A 16,668-nucleotide genomic window follows, 5' to 3' on the forward strand; every position below is an offset into this window, starting at 1 on the left:
CGCTACGCCGGGCCGTCGACGCCCGTCGACATCCTGATGGGCAGACCCCGGTGGCCGGCCCGGCGAAGCGCCGTCAGCGACCGGAGCGGACGAGCCGTCCCGGCCGGGCCCCGGTGTCCTCGCCGTCGCGGTAGACGGTCTGGCCCGCGACGATCGTGTGCTCGTAACCGACCGCCTTCTGCATCAGCCGCTTGCCGCCGGTGGGCAGGTCGTGGGCGATGTACGGCGAACCGAACGTGAGCCGGCCGAGGTCGATCACATTGAGGTCGGCCCGCAGTCCCTCACGGATCCGGCCACGGTCGGCCAGGCCCATCACGTCCGCGGTGTCGGACGTCATCCGGCGGATCGCCTCCGACAGCGCCATCACCCCGCGCTCCTTGACCCAATAGGTCAGCATCCAGGTCTGGAAGCCGGCATCGAGGATGAAGCCGACATGCGCGCCACCGTCGCCCAGGCCCATGATCGAGTTGGGGTCCTCCAGCATCTCCTGGCAGACCCGCAGGTCGCCGCTGGCGTAGTTGGCGAACGGGACGTGGATGAAGCCCATCCCCTCGTCTTCGAGGAGGACGTCGTAGACCACCTCCGGCACCGGACGCCCCTTGCGGTCGGCGATCGCCTGCAGCGAGTTTGCGATGTCGGGGGTGTAGTTCGGCGGGTTCTCGAAGCGGTACATCCTGCTGTAGGAAAGGAACTGCAATAGCGGCCAGGCGCTTTCGGCGTACGGGTCCTCCGAGAGGATCTGACGGCGCACCTCGGGATCGCGCATCCGCGCCACTCGCTCGGCCAACGGAAGATCGGCGATCGCGCGGTAGCTCGGCGTGGCGGAGAACGGGTTCTGGCTTCCCTCCAGCCCCATCAGCAGGCCGACCGCTCGCGGCGCGACGACCGGGCGCAGGTCGACGCCGTCGTCCTTCGCCGATCCGGAGTACTTCAGCAGGTCACGCCACAGGTCCTGATTCGCATCCGCCGTCTGACCGCTCTGCACCAGGCTGTAGACGCCCGGCAGACCCGACTTCTTCAGCGCGCGGCGGACCATCTCGAACTCGCCGATCACGTCGGGATCCTGCACCTCGGCGACGAACTCGAAGAGACCCCGGCCGGCATCGGCCATGCCCATGGCCAGGCCGACGATCTCACGCTCGCGGGCGAGGAGCGTCGGGGTGTAGTCCCCGGCGACGCTCTTGTGCGCCGTCGACCGGCTGGTCGACACGCCCCACGCGCCGGCGCGGATCGCGTCGGCGACGATGACACGCATCTGCTCGACGTCCTCGGGCAGCGCAGGCAGCAGCCTGAACGCCCGCTCTCCCATCACATGAACTCGTACCGGCGCGTGCGGCACCAGGGCACAGATATCGATGTCGCGCGGGGTGCGCTCCAGAACGTCGAGGTATTCCGCGAACGTCTCCCACGTCCAGGTCAGGCCCTGGTGCATGACGGGTGCCGGGATGTCCTCGACGCCCTCCATCAGCTCGATCAGCCCGTCGCGGTGCTCCGGCTTGCACGGCGCGAAGCCGACGCCGCAGTTTCCCATCACCACTGTCGTCACGCCGTGGTGCGACGAGGGGGCGGTGGCGTCGTCCCAGACCGCCTGCCCGTCGTAATGGGTGTGGATGTCGACGAAGCCCGGCGTCACGATCCGGCCGGTCGCGTCGATCTCCTCGGCACCACGTCCGGCGACCTCCCCGACGACGGCGATGACGCCGTCCTTGACCGCGATGTCGGCAACTCTTCCCTCGGCACCGGTGCCGTCGTGCACCTCACCACCGCGGATCACGAGGTCGTACTCAGCTGTGCTCATCACTTCTCCCTGCCGTTCTGCTATGGAGTAATGATGGAACTCTAGATGCATGTAGGCTGCATGTAAATCATTTGCAACACGATAGCGCTGGGGGACCAGACGATCAGAGCGGCGGCTCGACCGCCTCGTAGCGAGCCACGAACCGCTCCAGCAGCCGGGCCAGGTCGTGCAGGTCCGCGGCCGGCCAGTCGGCGGTGATCTCCTCGATCAGCGCCATCCGGTTCGCGGTGGCCGTGCTCAGCGCACCTCGTCCGGCCTCGGTGAGCCGGAGCACGGCACGACGCAGATCGTCGGCATCGGGGGCCCGGACCACCAGGTCGCGCTCGACGGCGGCGTTGACCGCACGACTGGCGCTCGACTGCTCGATCTCGAGATCATCGGCCACGTCGCTGATGGAGGGCCGCAGCCCGCGCTGCTCACGCAGCTCGACAGCGCGAAGCACGCGGAGCGCCTCGGTCCCCGGGATGTGGGAGACGCCGTCGAGGATGCGCCGGCGGTACGACGGTCGCCGTACCGAGCGGACGAGCCGCAGCAGCAGCTCGTCCACGCTGGTCAGGTCCTGGTCACGAGACATGGCGCATGGATAGCACACCGCTGCGCGGTGTCCGTGCGGGAACCACCGCTCACCGGGTCGAGACGACCGTGGTCTTCAGCTGCGTGTAGTGCAGCAGCGACTCGAAGCCCTTCTCGCGCCCCAGCCCGCTCGCCTTGTAGCCGCCGAACGGCGTCTCGATCCCGGTGCGACCACCGTTGACGATCACCTGGCCGGCTTCGAGCCGCGAGGCCACCCGCAGCGCGCGGGCGGAGTCACCGGTCCAGACACCGGCCACCAGGCCGTACTCGGAGTCGTTGGCCAGCTCGATCGCCTCCCCCTCGGTCGCGAAGCGACTCACGGCGAGGACCGGGCCGAAGACCTCCTCCTGGAAGATCCGCATCTCGGGCGTCACGTCGGCGTACACCGTCGGCTCCACGTAGCGTCCCGCGGCCTGCGCGCCGCCCGCTGCGTGCCCCCCGGTCACCAGACGAGCGCCGTCCTGCGCGGCGACGTCGAAGTACTCGATCACCTTCTCGAACTGCGCCTCCGTGGTCATCGGCGCCAGCCGCTCCCCAGGGACCCTGGCCCGCATCTGTGCCGCCACGCGCTCGAGCAGTGCGTCGTGGACCTCCTCCTGGACCAGCAGCCTGCTCAGCGCCGCGCACTGCTGACCCGCGCCGGTGCAGATGGTCAGCGCGCTGTCGACCACCCGATCCAGGTCGGCGTCCGCGAAGACCACGTTGGCGGACTTGCCGCCCAGCTCCAGGATCGTCGGGATCAGCCGTCGGGCAGCGCTCTCGGCCACCCGCCTGCCGGTGACGACCGAGCCGGTGAACGCGACCAGTCGCACCGACGGGTGCTCGACCAGAGTGCCGCCGACCTCCGGCCCGGCGCCCAGCACCACGTTGACCACCCCGGCCGGGACGCCCATCTCCTCGCAGAGCTGCGCCAGCATCACGGTGGTGCCGGAAGTGAACTCCGAGGGCTTGATCACCACGGTGTTGCCGGCGGCCAGTGCGGCCGCCAGGCCGCGGGCCGCCTGGGTCAGCGGCCCGTTCCACGGGGTGATCACGGCCACCACGCCGTACGGCTCGCGGCTGGTGAACGCGTGGTCGCCTGCGCCGAGGTTGATCGTCTCCCCGAACAGTGCCCGGACCACGCCGCCGTAGTACTCGAAGTAGTCGGCGGCGACCTGGAGGCCGCCGCGCATCTCGGCGACGAGCTTGCCCGTCTCTTCGACCTCGACGTCGACGAACTCCTGGGCCCGCTCGCGCAGCGCACGCGCGACCGCCGCCAGCAGCCGGCCACGCTCGACCGGTGCTCGATCCGCCCACGCGCGGGCGGCACGACGTGCGGCGTCCACGGCCAGGTCGACGTGGTCGCGGCTGCCGAGAGCGACCCGGGCGATCGGGCTGCGGTCGAAGGGGCCGGAGACGGTCAGCGCCTCCTGATCTCCTCGCGGAACGCTCTTGCCGTCGATCCAGTGGTTCAGCTCGCGGACCATGTGCGCCTCCTGGGACGTGTCGGGGTACTTCGATTCAACCATGTCTTGAACACAACTATTTTACCGCGTCCATTACTAGTGATGTAGATTGCAAATAGTTAGCAGAACTATTATGAAGATCGAGAGGCTGACCGTGGACGACACGACCCAGATGACCTCGGAGCGTCCGGCGCTGGACGGCGTGCGAGTGCTCGACGCGAGCCGGGGCGTGGCGGGCCCGCTGGCCGGGATGGCACTCGGCGACTACGGAGCCGAGGTCATCCGGCTCGACGACCCCTCGGACGCGGACCTGCCCGGGGCCGTGGCCTGGCATCGCAACAAGACGATCGTCCCGCGTGAGCGCGGCTCGGCCCTGGTTGCGGACGCCGACCTGGTGCTCACCACCGACGCCCGCACGGCGGCCGCACTGGGCCTCGGCCTCGACGACGAGCCTCCGGCCGGCCTGGTCCACCTGCACCTACCGTTGTGGCACGACGAGCAGGACGGCCTCGACCCCTACACCCGCGACCGGATGGTCTCCGCCGACTTCGGTGCAGCGCGGCGGCAGACCTCGTTCAGCGGCGGGCCGGTCGACGAGGTCTACCCCTTCCTGTCCTCCATGCAGGGCGCCTGGGGCGCCACCTGTGGCATCGCCGCGCTGGTCGAGAAGATCCGCACCGGCCGCGGCCAGCGAGTGGTGGTCGACCCGCTGCACGGCTCGATGGTCACCACGATCACCACCATGCTGGTCAGCCCGACCGAGCCGCTCCCGGCGACCACCGTCGGCCCCGGCGGCCCCAACCCGACGTTCGGGACCTACCGCTGCGCCGACGGCGAATGGCTGTTCCTCGGCGCGCTCGGCTCGAAGTTCCAGGACATCGCGTTCGAGCACCTCGGCACCACCGACATCGTCGTCGACCCGCGGATCGACGGTGTGCGCGAGCGGCTCTACGCCCCCGGCAACAGGGACTGGGTGCGCGCGCGACTGGCCGAGGCGTTCTCGCGCCGTACCCGCGCCGTGTGGCTCGAGGAGCTCACCGCCGCCGGGTGCCCGGTCAGCCTCGTGGGCGACCGCGACGACTGGCTCGACCATCCGCAGGTCGCCGCGCTGGGTCAGCGCGTCGAGCTCGGGGACCCGCTCGTCGGCGACGCCGTGACCGGCGGGGTCGGCGCCGAGCTGTCCCGCGGTGGGCTTCGCGAGCACCGGGCGCGGATCTTCGCCGACGACGCCGATTGGGCCGCGCCGCGCGCCGGCCTCCCCGCGCCACTGGACGCGCTGCCCGCCGGAACCGGTCCCCTGGCCGGCATCAAGGTCGCCGATCTCGGCACGGTGCTGGCCGGGCCGTACGCCGGAATGTTGCTCGCCGCGCTCGGCGCGGACGTGGCGAAGGTGGAGACGGTGACCGGCGACGAGCTGCGGGTGCGTGGCTACGGCATCGCCCGTGGCCAGCGCGGGCTCGGCATCAACCTGCGCGATCCGCAGGGATACGACGCCTTCCTGCGGCTCGTGGCGGCCAGTGACGTCGTGCTCGACAACTACCGACCGGGCGTCCTCGAGCGCCTGCACATCGACCACGCGACGCTCGCCGAGTGCCGGCCCGACATCGTCACCACCTCGATCACGGGGTACGGCGCCGACGGTCCGCTCGGCAGTCAGCCCGGTTACGACCCGGTGGTCCAGGCGCTGACCGGGATCATGAAGGCCCAGGGCGGCAGCGCCGAGCCGGTCTTCTCCACGCTGGCGATCAACGACGTGACGGTCGCGTGCCTGGCCGCGCTCGGCACCTGCGCGGCGCTCTATCAGCGTGCCGCCGGCCGCGGCGGGCAGCACGTCACCTCTTCGCTGGCCGTCGCCGCCACGTTCATGCAGAGCGGTGAGCTGGTCCGCTACGCCGGCAGGCCGCCCGCCGAGACCGGTGGCCGGGACTTCCCCGGGCCCGGACCGCTGTCCCGGTTCTACCCGTGCGCGGACGGCTGGGTCAGAGTGCACCTGCACTCGGCGGCACAGGCGGTCGACGCAGGGTTGCTGCCGGAGGTCTCCGGCGCCGAGGAGGGTGCGGACGCGCTCGCCGAACTCATCGGGACGGCGATCAGCGGGCTCACCTCGGCCGACGTGGTGGCGGCCGTGACCCGGGCCGGCGGCGCCGCGGTCCGTGCACGTGACTTCCGCGAGGTGGTGAACGACCCCGAGCTGCTGGCCGACGGCCACGTCACCGAGCTGGTCTGGCCGGACGGCAACTCGACCTTCCTTCCCCACCGCCTGGTCACCTTCAGCGGGCATGCGCCGTACCCGGTCATGCGGGCGACCGGCCACGGCGAGTTCAGTCGCGAGCTGCTCGGCGAGGCGGGACTGTCGGGTGCGGAGATCGAGGAGCTGATCGGCGCCGGCGTGGTCGTCGTGGGCGAGCCGATGCACTCGGTCGTGGGCGTGGGCTACCGCTGATCCGCGGCCGCCGACGCGCGACCGTCGCGGCGCCTGGCGGGCACCGCGACGGTCGCCGTACCGGGCGCGAGTACGGTGCCCGCCTCGTCCTCGATCCACAGTGCGAGGTCGACCACGCGGTCCCCTGCCTCCTCGCGCACCTCGGTGACCCGGGCCTTGACGTCGAAGAGCGCGCCGCGCAGCGTCGGTCCGCGGAATTGCAGGGCCAGTGCGACCACCCGAGCCCCGGGCAGCCACTCGCGCAGCATCCGGTGGGCGTAGGACCACTGCAGCCTGCCCATCGCGATGGCACCGGGGTAGCCGGCCCTGCGACCCTCGTCGTCGTCCATGTGGATCGGCACGAACTCGTCGTTGACGGCCGCGAAGCGGTTCCACTCGGGGTATCCGGTGCGGCGCGGACCGGCTGCGATCACGTCGCCGACCCGCACCTCAATTCTGGCGCTCATCGTGGCTCCTCCGGGTCAGTAGCGAATCGAGGTGTCGTGGCCGAGCTTGACGCGAGCGCCGTCCTGGTTGGTCCACTCCACCTCGGTGACCGTGACCAGCATCGGCCCCATCCGTCCGGCCTTCTCGAGGTAGGAGTGCAGGCGGGTCTCGGAGCGGATCACGTCGCCCGCGCGTATCGGGGCGCCGTAGACGACCTCGCTGCCTCCGTTGATCTGGTGGCGCAGTCCGGGGCCGGCGATGCCGATCGCCTTCTCCAGCCGGTCGGTGTCGCGCTGCAACGGCGCCACCGCGGGCACCATCCGGTCGGCCACGATCCAGGCGAAGGGATTGAACTCCTCGGGCGCCACGAGCAGGCCGCCGCCGGGGACGACGAAGCGCGCCGGCGGCGGATCGGGGTAGTAGACGGCGATCGCCCACCGCCGGATGTCGGAGGCGGCGACGGGGAACGACACCCGCCAGTCGGCCACAGCGTCCAGCGAGGCCCGCATCTGCTCGCTGACCAGGCTCATCGGTCGCGGTGGTCGCGCTGCCCGGCGACCGTGGGGTGGGCATAGGGGTGAACGACCCTCGTGGTCGGCGGATGCTCGGCGCGCAGTGCCGCCGTCGCGCGACGGTACGCCTCGACGACGCGGTCCTCCTCCGCGTAGTCGAAGCGGTCGGCCAGCGCATCGGCAGCCCCCTCGACCGGCGGATGCTCGACGTACCAGCGCACCGTCTCGGTCAACGCCACCACGGCCGGCTTCGGCTCGACGTAGCCCAGCAGATCCGCGGCCTTGTGGACGTCGACCAGCAGATGATCGTCGTGGGAGAGCGGGTAGAGACCACGGCCGGGGCCCGCCAGGTCGAAAGGCAGCGAGACGGGGTGCAGCGCACCTCCGGCCGCCGCCGCGCAGATCTCGACCCACTGACGCATCGAGAGCTGGTCGCGGTCGCCGATGTTGAAGATCTCACCGGCCGCGGCGTCCGGCCGGTCGACGGCCGCAAGTAGGTAGGCCGCGGCGTTCACCGCGGCACAGCGCATCGTGACGGTAAGTCCGTTGTCGGCCAAAATGATTCGGTCACGGCCGTCGAGGACACGCCGGGCCACCGACCACTCCCGCGGGTAGACCTGGCGCGGTCCGTAGATCGAGGGATAGCGGAAGATCGAGGCGGAGAAGGCAGCGTGCTCGTGCAAATCGAGCACGTGCTGCTCCGCCGCGCGGATCTTTCGGGAGAACGCCTCGCCGCCGCCCTCCGTCGCGATGTCCTCGGGGCGCGTCGCCCGTCCGACGTCGGCGGCGTCCTCCCGGGCCTGGACCGGCATCCCTTGTGGTGCAAGACGTCCGGGCTCGTGGTAGCCGGCGTAGGCGGGCAGTCCACTGACGGCGACCAGGGATCCGCAGTGCCCCGCAACGGCGTCGGCCACCACCCGGAGCCGGCCGTACGCGGCGACCACGACGTCGTACGAGCGCCCGGCGAGCGCCTCGTCCAGCGACTCACGGAAGTGCGGGTCGGCGTGGATGTGCTCGTACGCATCCAGCTCCGGCAGCTCGTGCGTGCCACGGTGCAAGAGGGTGACCGCGTAGCCACGCTCGGCGAGCCCGGCGGCCACGTGCGGGCCGGTCGGACCGCTGCCGCCGACCAGCAGCGCTCTGGATTGACTCATGCGGCGATCCCTTCGTCGGTCGGCGGCGCCGTGTCGTTCCCTCGGTAGCCGGCTTCAGCCGGCGTGCTCCTGCTTCTTCTTCTCCACGTTGATGCTCGGGTCGATCAGACCCTCGTTCATCGCCTTGATGAGCAGCGCGACGTGCTGGGAGAAGAACCGCGCCAGGCGCAGGCCGTTGGCCATGAACCAGAGCTTCTGGTGGCCGGAGTGACGCAGCGTCGTCCGGAGCTCGCCGCGGTCGTCGACGTTCCAGACCGTTGCCAGCGCGTCTGCCACCTCGTCCCCGACGATCGGGCGTGCCACCTCGCGCATGTTGCGGAAGCCGGTGCAGAAGACGACCACGTCGGCGGCCTCCTCGGTTCCGTCGCGGTAGACCACGCCGTTCGCGGTGAACCGCTCGATCTCGCCCGGCTGGATCCGGATCTCGCCGTTGATGATCAGCGCGCAGTTGCCCTTGTCGATGTAGACCGCACCGCCGCCTCGCGTGGTCAAGTAGGTCTGACCTGCGTCACCCGGTCCGAGGGTGGTGCGGAAACCCGCCGCCTCCAGACCTGCCAGCATCTCGGCGTCGAGTTCGGCGATCCTGCGGGTCACGACCGGCGCCAGCCCGGTGCTGAGCGCGAGCGGGTTCGCGCTGGCGAGGAGGTCGGCGGTGCTGGACTCCGGACCGTTCTCGCCGTAGTAGGTGCCGAAGATATTCTTCAGGCCGTGCCGCTGGGAGAAGACCAGAACGGGACTGCGCTGGACCATCGTGATCGAGGCGGCCTCGTGCTCGTAGGCGTCCTGGGCGATGTCGTGTGCGCTCGCGCCGGCTCCGACCACCACGACCTTCTTGCCCCGCAGTGCCTCGCCGCCCAGGTGCGTGCTGGAGTGAACGACGGTTCCGGTGAACTTCTCCATGCCCTCAACCACGGGCTGGTGCGCGATCGTCTCGCGGCCGGTGGCGAAGACCAGGTGCTGCGGGTGGAGGGTGCGCCGCTCGCCGCCGTGGTCGAGCTCGACGGTCCAGTGTCCCTGCGCCTCGTCATACGCGGCGCTGTGAACGTTCGTGCTGGTCCACAGGTCGAGGTCCATCAGGGTGACGTAGGACTCCATCCAGTCGGCGAGCTTCTCCTTCGGGGTGAAGAGCGGCCAGGTGCTCGGATAGGGCAGGTAGGGGAACTGGGTCGCCCATTTCGTGTCGTGCAACAGCAGCCCGTTGTAGCGCAGCCGCCAGTTGTCGCCGGCGCGCGCGTGGCGATCGACGAGCAGCGTGGAGACGCCGAGCTGTCCCAGCCGGGCGGCCAGGAACAGGCCGGAGTGTCCGGCACCGATGATGAGGACGCTGGGGTCTGCGGAGCGGTACTCGCTGCGCTCGGCCCGGACCTCGTCCAGGGAGCGGCGGGCGCCCGGCACCGACGGCGAATTGTGCTCGTCCTTGGCGGCGTCGTCGATCGAGACCACCGGCGCGGGGAAGTCGCGCAGCGCCTCGAGGCTGGTGGAAACGACCCAGGACCGCCACGCACCGTCGTCCTCCTGCACCAGGCGGACCACGCCACGGCCGGTCGAGACCCGGGTCTCGAAGTGGTAGATCGCCTCGATGTAGGCCCCGTTGAACGAAACCGGCCAGGACTCGTCGAGCCGGAGACCGCCGAATCCGGTGTCCTCCAGCGCGCTCGTGAGCGCGTCGACGATGTCGTCGGCGCCGTGCAGTGCGACCAGGTCCCAGCTGAGGGCGTAGATGTCGCGCCACCAGGGGTCGGCCGAGAGCAACGCACGCACACCGGTCCGATCAGCACCGGCCAGCGCGCGGTTCATGCCGTCGAGCCACTCCTGCACCACCGTCCGGTGGTCGGGCTCCAGCCGCGTCAGGACCGGTGCGTCGTCGAGCTCGGTCATCAGGTCTCGTCCTTTCCTGCCCGAGCGCGGAACTCCCGCACCGTCTCGGCCGAGGGCAGTGCGATCAGCTCCACCTGGTTTCCGTCCGGGTCCTCGCAGAGGAAGAGCGTCACCGGACCGTAGTTCTTGATGATGCTGGTGGTGGGCTCGGAGTAGACCTCGTAGCCCATCGCGACCAGCCGGTCGTGGAGAGCGCCGATGTGGTCGGGGTCGACCGGGAAGGACAGCTGGCCCATGCCGATGTCGCCCGGTCGCTTGGGCCGGCCTTCGTCGTTCTCCGGCAGGTTCCACTGCGCGAGCTCGATCTGCCCGACCCGCGAGGCTCCCTGCACGAAGACGGTGGTCGCCTTGGCGTGGGCCGGCAGCCGCATGAGCGACGGCGTCAGGTCGCTGGTTTCCTTCGTCAGGGTCTGGCGCATGCCCAGCCCTTCGACGTAGAACCGCACGGAGGCCTCGAGGTCACGGACGCCGAGCGCGACGTGGTTCAGGCTCCCGACGGCGATCCTGGTGTCCGCCTGGGCGCGATTGTCCTCGGCCGTCGTCACAGCACGAACCCCTCTTCCTTGAAGTCACCGTCACGCCATTGCAGCGCCGACTTGAGCCCGTCGCGGGCCGCCCTGGTCTTGAACTCGCCCGAACCGGGCCGGAAGCCCTGGGCGAGCACGTACCACGGGACCGACGACTGCAGCGCGGACCGGAAGCCCATCGCCTCGTAGGTCTGGTTGAGCGCGATCTTGTTGGCCGAGAGCATCGCCGGGTGCAGCTTGGCCATCGGGCGCAGCTCGCGCATGACCTGTTCGTCGAGCTCCGCGGCCGGGTAACTCTTGGCGATCCAGCCCATCTCCGCGGCACGCTGCCCGGTCACCGAGTGACCGCCCAGCTGCATGTACTTCGCCTGCGCCATCGACATCTTCCAGGGGAAGTACTCGATGTCGGGGGTGGACTGCGCCCGGGTGGGCGGGTAACCCATCACGCAGTCGTCGGCGGCGAAGACGATGTCGCACATCGACATCAGCTCCGAGCCGCCGGCCAGCGCGTAGCCGTGCACCTTGGCGACCACCGGCTTGAGCAGGTCCCAGATGGTCATCCAGTCGCGCAGGCAACTGCGCGGGAACTGCCCGGTCCAGGATTCGAAGAGCTCGGAGTGGTTCCACCCGTCCGGCCGCTCCGGGTTGGCCTGGCCGCCTGCGTAGCTGTTCATGTCGTAGCCGGCGCAGAACGCCTCACCCGCACCCTGGATCAGGATGAGGGTGACCTCGTCGTCGGCCTCGGCAGTCTTGAGTGCCGCTACCACCTCGCGCCGCAACGCGGGGCTGAGCGCATTGCGCTTCTCCGGGCGGTTGAGGGTGATCGTCGCGATCCGGTCCTCTACGCCGTACAGGATGTTTTCGAACTCCACTAGTTCTCCTCGAATCTGTGCTCATGGCTCTGCCCGGTGTCGGGCTGGAAGGGGGTGGAACTGTCGGTGGTCACGACGACCCCACGGTCGATCAGGTCCTCGATCTGGGCTGCGGTCACACCGGCGGCCGCCAGCACGGCGCGGGTGTCGGCGCCCTGCGATCGTGGCGGGGTGCGCACCGCTCCGGGTGTCCGCGCCAGCCGCACCGGAACGCCGAGCATCCGGACGCCGCCTGCCTCGGTCACCATGCCGTGTTCGGTCAGGTACGGGTCGTCGAGTACGTCCTCGACCGGGCGCACCACGCTGGCAGGCACGCCCTTGGCGATCATCTCGCGTGCGATGTCGGCGTCTGGGTCGAGTCCGGAGACCAGGGCAGCCAGGTCCGCGTTGAGGTCGTGCCGGTTCGCAAGCCTGTCGGCGTTGGTGCGGTAGCGCGGGTCGGTGGCCAGGCCCGGCTCCCCCAGGAAGTCCGCGAGCAGCGCGAACTGCCGGTCGGAGCCTGCCGCGACGTACACCTCGCCCGCCGGCGAGTCGAACACCTCGCAGGGGGCGATGTTCGGGTGGCCGCTGCCGAGGCGGCGCGGGGGTTCGCCCGTCATGAAGTAGTTCGCCGCGACGGGGTGCAGCAGGCTGACCGCGCCGTCGGCCAGGGTCAGCTCGACGAGCTGGCCACGGCCGGACGCGGTGCGTTCGTGGAGCGCCAGCAGCACGCCGGAAAGGGCGAGCAGACCGGCGGTGAGATCGGTGATCGGCATCGGCACCCGCACCGGGCCGCCATGAGGCTCGCCGTTGAGGTGCATGATGCCGGCGTGCGCCTGGATCACGGCGTCGTACCCGGGCAGACCCGCCATCGGGCCGTCGGTCCCGAACGCGGTGATCCGGCAGTAGACCAACCGGGGAAACCGCTCCAGGAGCGATGCCGCGTCCAGTCCCCAGCGATCCATCACGCCGGGCTTGAAGTTCTCCACCAGGACGTCGGCGCCCTCGAGCAGCCGTAGCACGAGCGCGCGGCCGTCGGGCGCCGAGAGATCGGCGCTCAGGTGCTGCTTGTTGCGGTTGAGCCCCGCGTAGTAGGAACTCACGCCGTCGGGACGCGCCGGCCCCCAGGTGCGGGTCAGGTCACCGGCGACGGGCTCGACCTTGACCACCTCCGCACCGTGGTCGGCCAGCATCTGGGTGCAGTACGGGCCCGCGAGGACGCGCGAGAGGTCGATGACCCGCACGCCGTCCAGGGCCCCGGTCACTCCGCTGCCCTCAGAAGCTCGGCGGCGTCGGGGGCACCGGGCATGCGGCGCTTGCGCATCTGGATCCGCCAGCGGCCGGCCTCGCGGCGGAACGCCCACTCGTTGATCGAGGCGCTGAGCAGCTTCAGGGTGGGGCCGTCCTGGTGGAAGATGAACGAGTAGCCGTTGGCCACGGCGTCGTCACCGGTCACCTTGATCGACAGGTTGTTGCCCTGCACATGCATGCTGCGGCCGTAGAAGCCGTTGTCGTGGGCGGCTGTCCGTACCGAGAGGAACTCGCGCATCGCGGCGAGCCCCTCCCACCGGACCACCTCGTAGGGGTCGTCCCCGCGTCCGGCGGAGACGTCCATGATGCAGTCGTCGGTGAAGAGCGCGAAGTACTCCTCGTCGAGCGGAGCATCGGCGTAGTAGCCGTATCGGGCGAGCAGCTCACGGATCTCCCGCTCGTCCTCCAGCTCGCGCAGCCGAGCCTCCAGCATTGCCAGCCGGTCCTCCACGGTGCATCGTCCTTTCGAGTCGCCCTTCTACGCACTGTACATCACAGCACCATGCTTGCAAGACATCACTGCAACACGCTTGCAGAAGTGACGAGGGCGTCTCAGCAGCAGCCGTCGGCCGCGACGCCTACCCGCTCGTCGAACTGCAGGATCGTGCCGTCGGGGTCCTTGACGAACATCGCCCGCATCGGCTGGTCGGCGCTCTCGCCGTATCCGACTCCGGTGGTGTCCTTGACCGAGATCGGCTCGTAGCCGGCCGAGCGCAGCCGCGTCGCCAGCGCCGGGATGTCGTCGACCCAGAACCCGATGTGGTGAATGCCGATCTGGCCCAGGTGGAGCGGCGAATTTCCGGCCAGTTCCTCGGACTGCGAGATCGCCAGGAAGAGCCGGTCACCGTATCCCTCCCCGTCGTTGCCGCCGAACCTCAGCATCACCTCACGACGCTGGGTCGAGCCCACCTCGGGCCCGTAGAGCGCGTCCGCCGGCGGCTCGTTGGTCGCGTCGCGGATCACCGTCATCCCGAGCGCGTCGCGGTAGAACGCCAGCGAGCGTTCCAGGTCGCTGACCCCGATGGCGATGTGGGAGGAGAGCTTCATGAGGGTTCCCTTTCGGCAAGTGACGTGGATAACATGATCACCATAGACTCATCACTTAGCCGGCCGGGCGCCTCAGCGCGACCGCCCGTCCCAGGAGGACCCTTGACTGCCACGCTGCCCGATCTCGGCACCGCGGAGACCGGGCGCACGCTCGGGATCATCGACTGCGACGTCCACCCGCTCAAGATTCGCGAGCACCAGCAGCGCGGTGCCGGCGTGCTCTCGTACCTGCCGCAGCGCTGGCAGCGGCATGCCGCCGAGGTGGGTGTCGCCCGCGGCGGCTGGGCCGGTGGCGACCGGCCCCGGCCGCGGGAGTACGGCCAGCGCTGGGACACCGAGCCTCCCGGCGGCGGCGCGCCGGGGAGCGACCCGCTCTTCGCCGCCGAACAGCTGCTCGACAACTACCAGATCAGCGCGGGCCTGCTCAACGACCTGGGCGCCTTCTCTTCCGCGGGAATGAAGGGGCAGCCGACCGGCTTCTCGGCGGCGTACTGCCGGGCGCTCAACGAGCACCGGTGCGACAACTGGCTGGCCCGGGACCCGCGCTGGTACGCCTCGATCAACCTGCCCTACGAGCTGCCCGAGCTGGCCGTGCGGGAGATCGAGTTCTGGAAGGAGCAGGACCGGCCGTACGGAGACCGGATGAAGCAGATCATGCTCGCGCCGGACAACCTGCGCCCGCCGGGCCACCCGTCGTACTGGCCGATCTACGAGGCCTGCGAGCACTACGGGCTGCCGGTGACCTTCCACGTGATGACCGGAAACCGGGTCACCCCGTCGGGCTCGCCGAGCTACTACTACGAGGAGCACTGCGACTACGCGGCGTTCAACTTCCCGATGGTGGCCAGCTTCATCTTCGAGGGCGTTTTCGACCGCTTCCCGAATCTCGCGATCGTCCTGGTGGAGCTCGGCTGGTCGTGGGCGCTGCCGCTGTCGTGGCGCCTGGACGCCGCGGCCCGCACGATGGGCGGCGAGGTCGCGCACCTGGCCAAGGCGCCCTCGGAGTATCTCCGCGACCACTTCTACTTCACCACCCAGCCGATGGAGGAGCCGGAGGACCACGCCCACCTCGACGAGCTCTACGACGCATTCCTGGCCTCGGGCCTGGGCGAGAAGCTGATGTACTCCTCGGACTACCCGCACTGGGACTTCGACGAGCCGGCGGCGCTGCCGCGCAACCTGAGTGTCGAGCGCCGGGCCGCCGTCCTGGGCGGCGTGGCCGGCGAGCTGTACGGCATTCCGCTGCTTCCCGGCCGGGGCCTCGCGGTCTGACCTCGGCACAACTCTGTTCCTGCAATCTATTTGTAGTAATTCTACTAACATGGACATAGCTGGATAGCGGGCCTAGGCTGCCCTCGGTGCCGCACCGCGGGTGGTGAGGCCGGATGGAACGCGAGGAGAAGCGTGACAGTAAAGGTGAACGGTCGAAGGAGAACAGCGCGGGTCGCCGGCGCTCTGGCGGCACTGGCGACGGTGACACTCGCCGGCTGCGGCGCCGACAACACGTCGGGCTCCGAGCAGACGGCCGGCGGCGGCGACAGCCCGGCGGCCGCCCTGAGCGGGACCCCGATCGAGATCGGATACGCCGCCTCGATGTCGGGGGCGCAGGCCAGCAACGGACTCGGCGGCAAGGCCGTCGCCCACGCATGGCAGGAGTACACCAACGCGCACGGCGGCATCCTCGGTCATCCGGTCGAGATCACGGTGACGGACACCAAGAACACCGTGCCGGGCGCGACGTCGGTCGTGAAGGGCTTCATGGGCGACTCCGACGTCGACGCCGTCTTCATGACCGATCTGGTCGCCGAGTCGGCGATGACGGACACATTCAGCAATACCGATGTCGCGGTCATCAGCGCGAACGGCGCCACGAACGTGCCGTGGACCACCGTGCCGGGGCTCTTCCAGGACGTGTCCGGTGCCGAGTACGCGGCGCGGGTGTTCGCCGACGTCGCGAAGGCCGCAGGCACCGAGAAGCTCGGGTGGGCGGTCTGCTCCGAGGTGGCGAACTGTCAGGAGAACAGCAACAAGGGCTCGGCCTACGCCGAGACGCTCGGCGTCGCCCCGGTCGGCACCCAGCTGATCTCCGCGAGCGCCTCCGACTACACCGCCCCCTGCCTGTCGTTCGCAGGCAAGGGCACCGACGGCATCGCGATGTACGCCGGCTACACGACCGGCACCCGCTTCGCCACGGACTGCCTCCGGCAGGGGTACTCCGGCACCTTCCTGACCGCGAACTCCGGGTTCGACCAGAGCGCCTTCGGCAAGGTCAGCGGCTTCAAGTCCTACGGCAGCACCGAGGGCTTCCCCTGGTGGGCCGACGATCCCGCCGTGGCGACGTACCGCGACGCGATGGCGAAGTACTCCCCCGACGGTGCCTGGCAGTCCGGTAACGCGACGGCGATCTGGTCGTCCTTCGAGCTCCTGAAGAAGGCCCTCGACGACGCGAAGCCCGCGACGATCGACCGCGCCACGGTGATGGACGCGATGTACCAGGTGAAGGACGAGACGCTCGGCGGCCTCCTCGCCCAGCCGGTGACCTACGCCAAGGGCGAGCCCTCGCGGCCCGTCGAGTGCAGCTGGTTCCTGAAGTTCGACGCCGGCGACGACGAGCCGACGAGCATCGAGCCCGCGAAGTCCGGCAACGGCGCGACCGGAGACCTGGCGAGCACCTGCGGGAACAGCGTCGGCAGCTGACGCTCG

Annotated in this window: 15 protein-coding genes; 3 read left to right on the top strand and 12 right to left on the bottom strand. The window is 70.0% G+C overall.

Features of this window, described 5'->3' with window-relative positions:
• Positions 1-73: 73 nt before the first annotated feature.
• The 3 genes from CA951_RS16220 to CA951_RS16230 all read right to left on the bottom strand — a co-directional run bounded on the left by CA951_RS16220 (position 74) and on the right by CA951_RS16230 (position 3,879).
• The gene (locus CA951_RS16220) at positions 74-1,798 is read right to left on the bottom strand and encodes an amidohydrolase family protein (protein WP_087557792.1); all 1,725 of its coding nucleotides are present in this window, start codon (positions 1,796-1,798) and stop codon (positions 74-76) included.
• 103 nt (positions 1,799-1,901) lie between these two features.
• Positions 1,902-2,372, bottom strand: coding sequence for a MarR family winged helix-turn-helix transcriptional regulator (locus tag CA951_RS16225; protein WP_087557793.1), 471 nt, complete (start codon positions 2,370-2,372; stop codon positions 1,902-1,904).
• A 49-nt stretch (positions 2,373-2,421) separates the two neighbouring features.
• Entirely contained in the window at positions 2,422-3,879 is a 1,458-nt protein-coding gene (locus CA951_RS16230) for an aldehyde dehydrogenase (RefSeq protein ID WP_218780494.1), read from the bottom strand.
• A 70-nt stretch (positions 3,880-3,949) separates the two neighbouring features.
• Here CA951_RS16230 and CA951_RS16235 point away from each other — a divergent pair, with 70 nt between their 5' ends.
• Positions 3,950-6,259, top strand: a complete 2,310-nt coding sequence (locus CA951_RS16235) for a CoA transferase (protein ID WP_087557794.1) — start codon at positions 3,950-3,952, stop codon at positions 6,257-6,259.
• Here CA951_RS16235 and CA951_RS16240 read toward each other — a convergent pair.
• The 9 genes from CA951_RS16240 to CA951_RS16280 all read right to left on the bottom strand — a co-directional run bounded on the left by CA951_RS16240 (position 6,250) and on the right by CA951_RS16280 (position 13,965).
• Positions 6,250-6,705 (bottom strand): MaoC/PaaZ C-terminal domain-containing protein, encoded by a 456-nt coding sequence (locus CA951_RS16240; protein WP_087557795.1) that lies wholly within the window; start codon positions 6,703-6,705, stop codon positions 6,250-6,252. The genes CA951_RS16235 and CA951_RS16240 overlap by 10 nt on opposite strands.
• A gap of 15 nt (positions 6,706-6,720) precedes the next feature.
• On the bottom strand, positions 6,721-7,215 hold the full coding sequence (locus CA951_RS16245; RefSeq protein WP_256973793.1) for a MaoC family dehydratase N-terminal domain-containing protein: 495 nt from the start codon (positions 7,213-7,215) through the stop codon (positions 6,721-6,723).
• A complete protein-coding gene (locus CA951_RS16250; RefSeq protein ID WP_087557796.1) occupies positions 7,212-8,351 on the bottom strand; it encodes an NAD-dependent epimerase/dehydratase family protein in 1,140 nt (379 codons plus the stop codon). Before CA951_RS16250 ends, CA951_RS16245 begins: the two co-directional genes overlap by 4 nt.
• 54 nt (positions 8,352-8,405) lie before the next feature.
• The gene (locus tag CA951_RS16255; protein ID WP_087557797.1) at positions 8,406-10,229 is read right to left on the bottom strand and encodes an NAD(P)/FAD-dependent oxidoreductase; all 1,824 of its coding nucleotides are present in this window, start codon (positions 10,227-10,229) and stop codon (positions 8,406-8,408) included.
• The gene (locus CA951_RS16260) at positions 10,229-10,774 is read right to left on the bottom strand and encodes a VOC family protein (RefSeq protein WP_087557798.1); all 546 of its coding nucleotides are present in this window, start codon (positions 10,772-10,774) and stop codon (positions 10,229-10,231) included. The genes CA951_RS16255 and CA951_RS16260 overlap by 1 nt, the downstream gene beginning before the upstream one ends.
• Complete coding sequence (locus tag CA951_RS16265; RefSeq protein ID WP_218780495.1) at positions 10,771-11,628, bottom strand: enoyl-CoA hydratase-related protein; 858 nt, start codon at positions 11,626-11,628, stop codon at positions 10,771-10,773. The genes CA951_RS16260 and CA951_RS16265 overlap by 4 nt, the downstream gene beginning before the upstream one ends.
• Positions 11,628-12,872, bottom strand: a complete 1,245-nt coding sequence (locus CA951_RS16270) for a CaiB/BaiF CoA-transferase family protein (protein WP_087557800.1) — start codon at positions 12,870-12,872, stop codon at positions 11,628-11,630. Before CA951_RS16270 ends, CA951_RS16265 begins: the two co-directional genes overlap by 1 nt.
• Entirely contained in the window at positions 12,869-13,369 is a 501-nt protein-coding gene (locus CA951_RS16275; protein ID WP_087557801.1) for a nuclear transport factor 2 family protein, read from the bottom strand. Before CA951_RS16275 ends, CA951_RS16270 begins: the two co-directional genes overlap by 4 nt.
• Before the next feature lie 101 nt (positions 13,370-13,470).
• Positions 13,471-13,965, bottom strand: a complete 495-nt coding sequence (locus tag CA951_RS16280; RefSeq protein ID WP_087557802.1) for a VOC family protein — start codon at positions 13,963-13,965, stop codon at positions 13,471-13,473.
• A gap of 102 nt (positions 13,966-14,067) precedes the next feature.
• Here CA951_RS16280 and CA951_RS16285 point away from each other — a divergent pair, with 102 nt between their 5' ends.
• On the top strand, positions 14,068-15,237 hold the full coding sequence (locus CA951_RS16285) for an amidohydrolase family protein (RefSeq protein ID WP_179220209.1): 1,170 nt from the start codon (positions 14,068-14,070) through the stop codon (positions 15,235-15,237).
• A gap of 132 nt (positions 15,238-15,369) precedes the next feature.
• Positions 15,370-16,662, top strand: a complete 1,293-nt coding sequence (locus tag CA951_RS16290) for an ABC transporter substrate-binding protein (RefSeq protein ID WP_143543060.1) — start codon at positions 15,370-15,372, stop codon at positions 16,660-16,662.
• The last annotated feature ends 6 nt before the right edge of the window (positions 16,663-16,668 follow it).

Origin of the sequence: Rhodococcus sp. NCIMB 12038 (genome assembly GCF_002165735.1) — a bacterium.
Classification (GTDB): Bacteria; Actinomycetota; Actinomycetes; order Mycobacteriales; family Mycobacteriaceae; genus Rhodococcus_F.

Coding starts and splice junctions, on each gene's coding strand:
- CA951_RS16220 (WP_087557792.1), bottom strand. CDS start 1,798: ATGAGCACAGCTGAGTACGACCTCGTGATCCGCGGTGGTGAGGTGCAC.
- CA951_RS16225 (WP_087557793.1), bottom strand. CDS start 2,372: ATGTCTCGTGACCAGGACCTGACCAGCGTGGACGAGCTGCTGCTGCGG.
- CA951_RS16230 (WP_218780494.1), bottom strand. CDS start 3,879: ATGGTTGAATCGAAGTACCCCGACACGTCCCAGGAGGCGCACATGGTC.
- CA951_RS16235 (WP_087557794.1), top strand. CDS start 3,950: ATGAAGATCGAGAGGCTGACCGTGGACGACACGACCCAGATGACCTCG.
- CA951_RS16240 (WP_087557795.1), bottom strand. CDS start 6,705: ATGAGCGCCAGAATTGAGGTGCGGGTCGGCGACGTGATCGCAGCCGGT.
- CA951_RS16245 (WP_256973793.1), bottom strand. CDS start 7,215: ATGAGCCTGGTCAGCGAGCAGATGCGGGCCTCGCTGGACGCTGTGGCC.
- CA951_RS16250 (WP_087557796.1), bottom strand. CDS start 8,351: ATGAGTCAATCCAGAGCGCTGCTGGTCGGCGGCAGCGGTCCGACCGGC.
- CA951_RS16255 (WP_087557797.1), bottom strand. CDS start 10,229: ATGACCGAGCTCGACGACGCACCGGTCCTGACGCGGCTGGAGCCCGAC.
- CA951_RS16280 (WP_087557802.1), bottom strand. CDS start 13,965: ATGAAGCTCTCCTCCCACATCGCCATCGGGGTCAGCGACCTGGAACGC.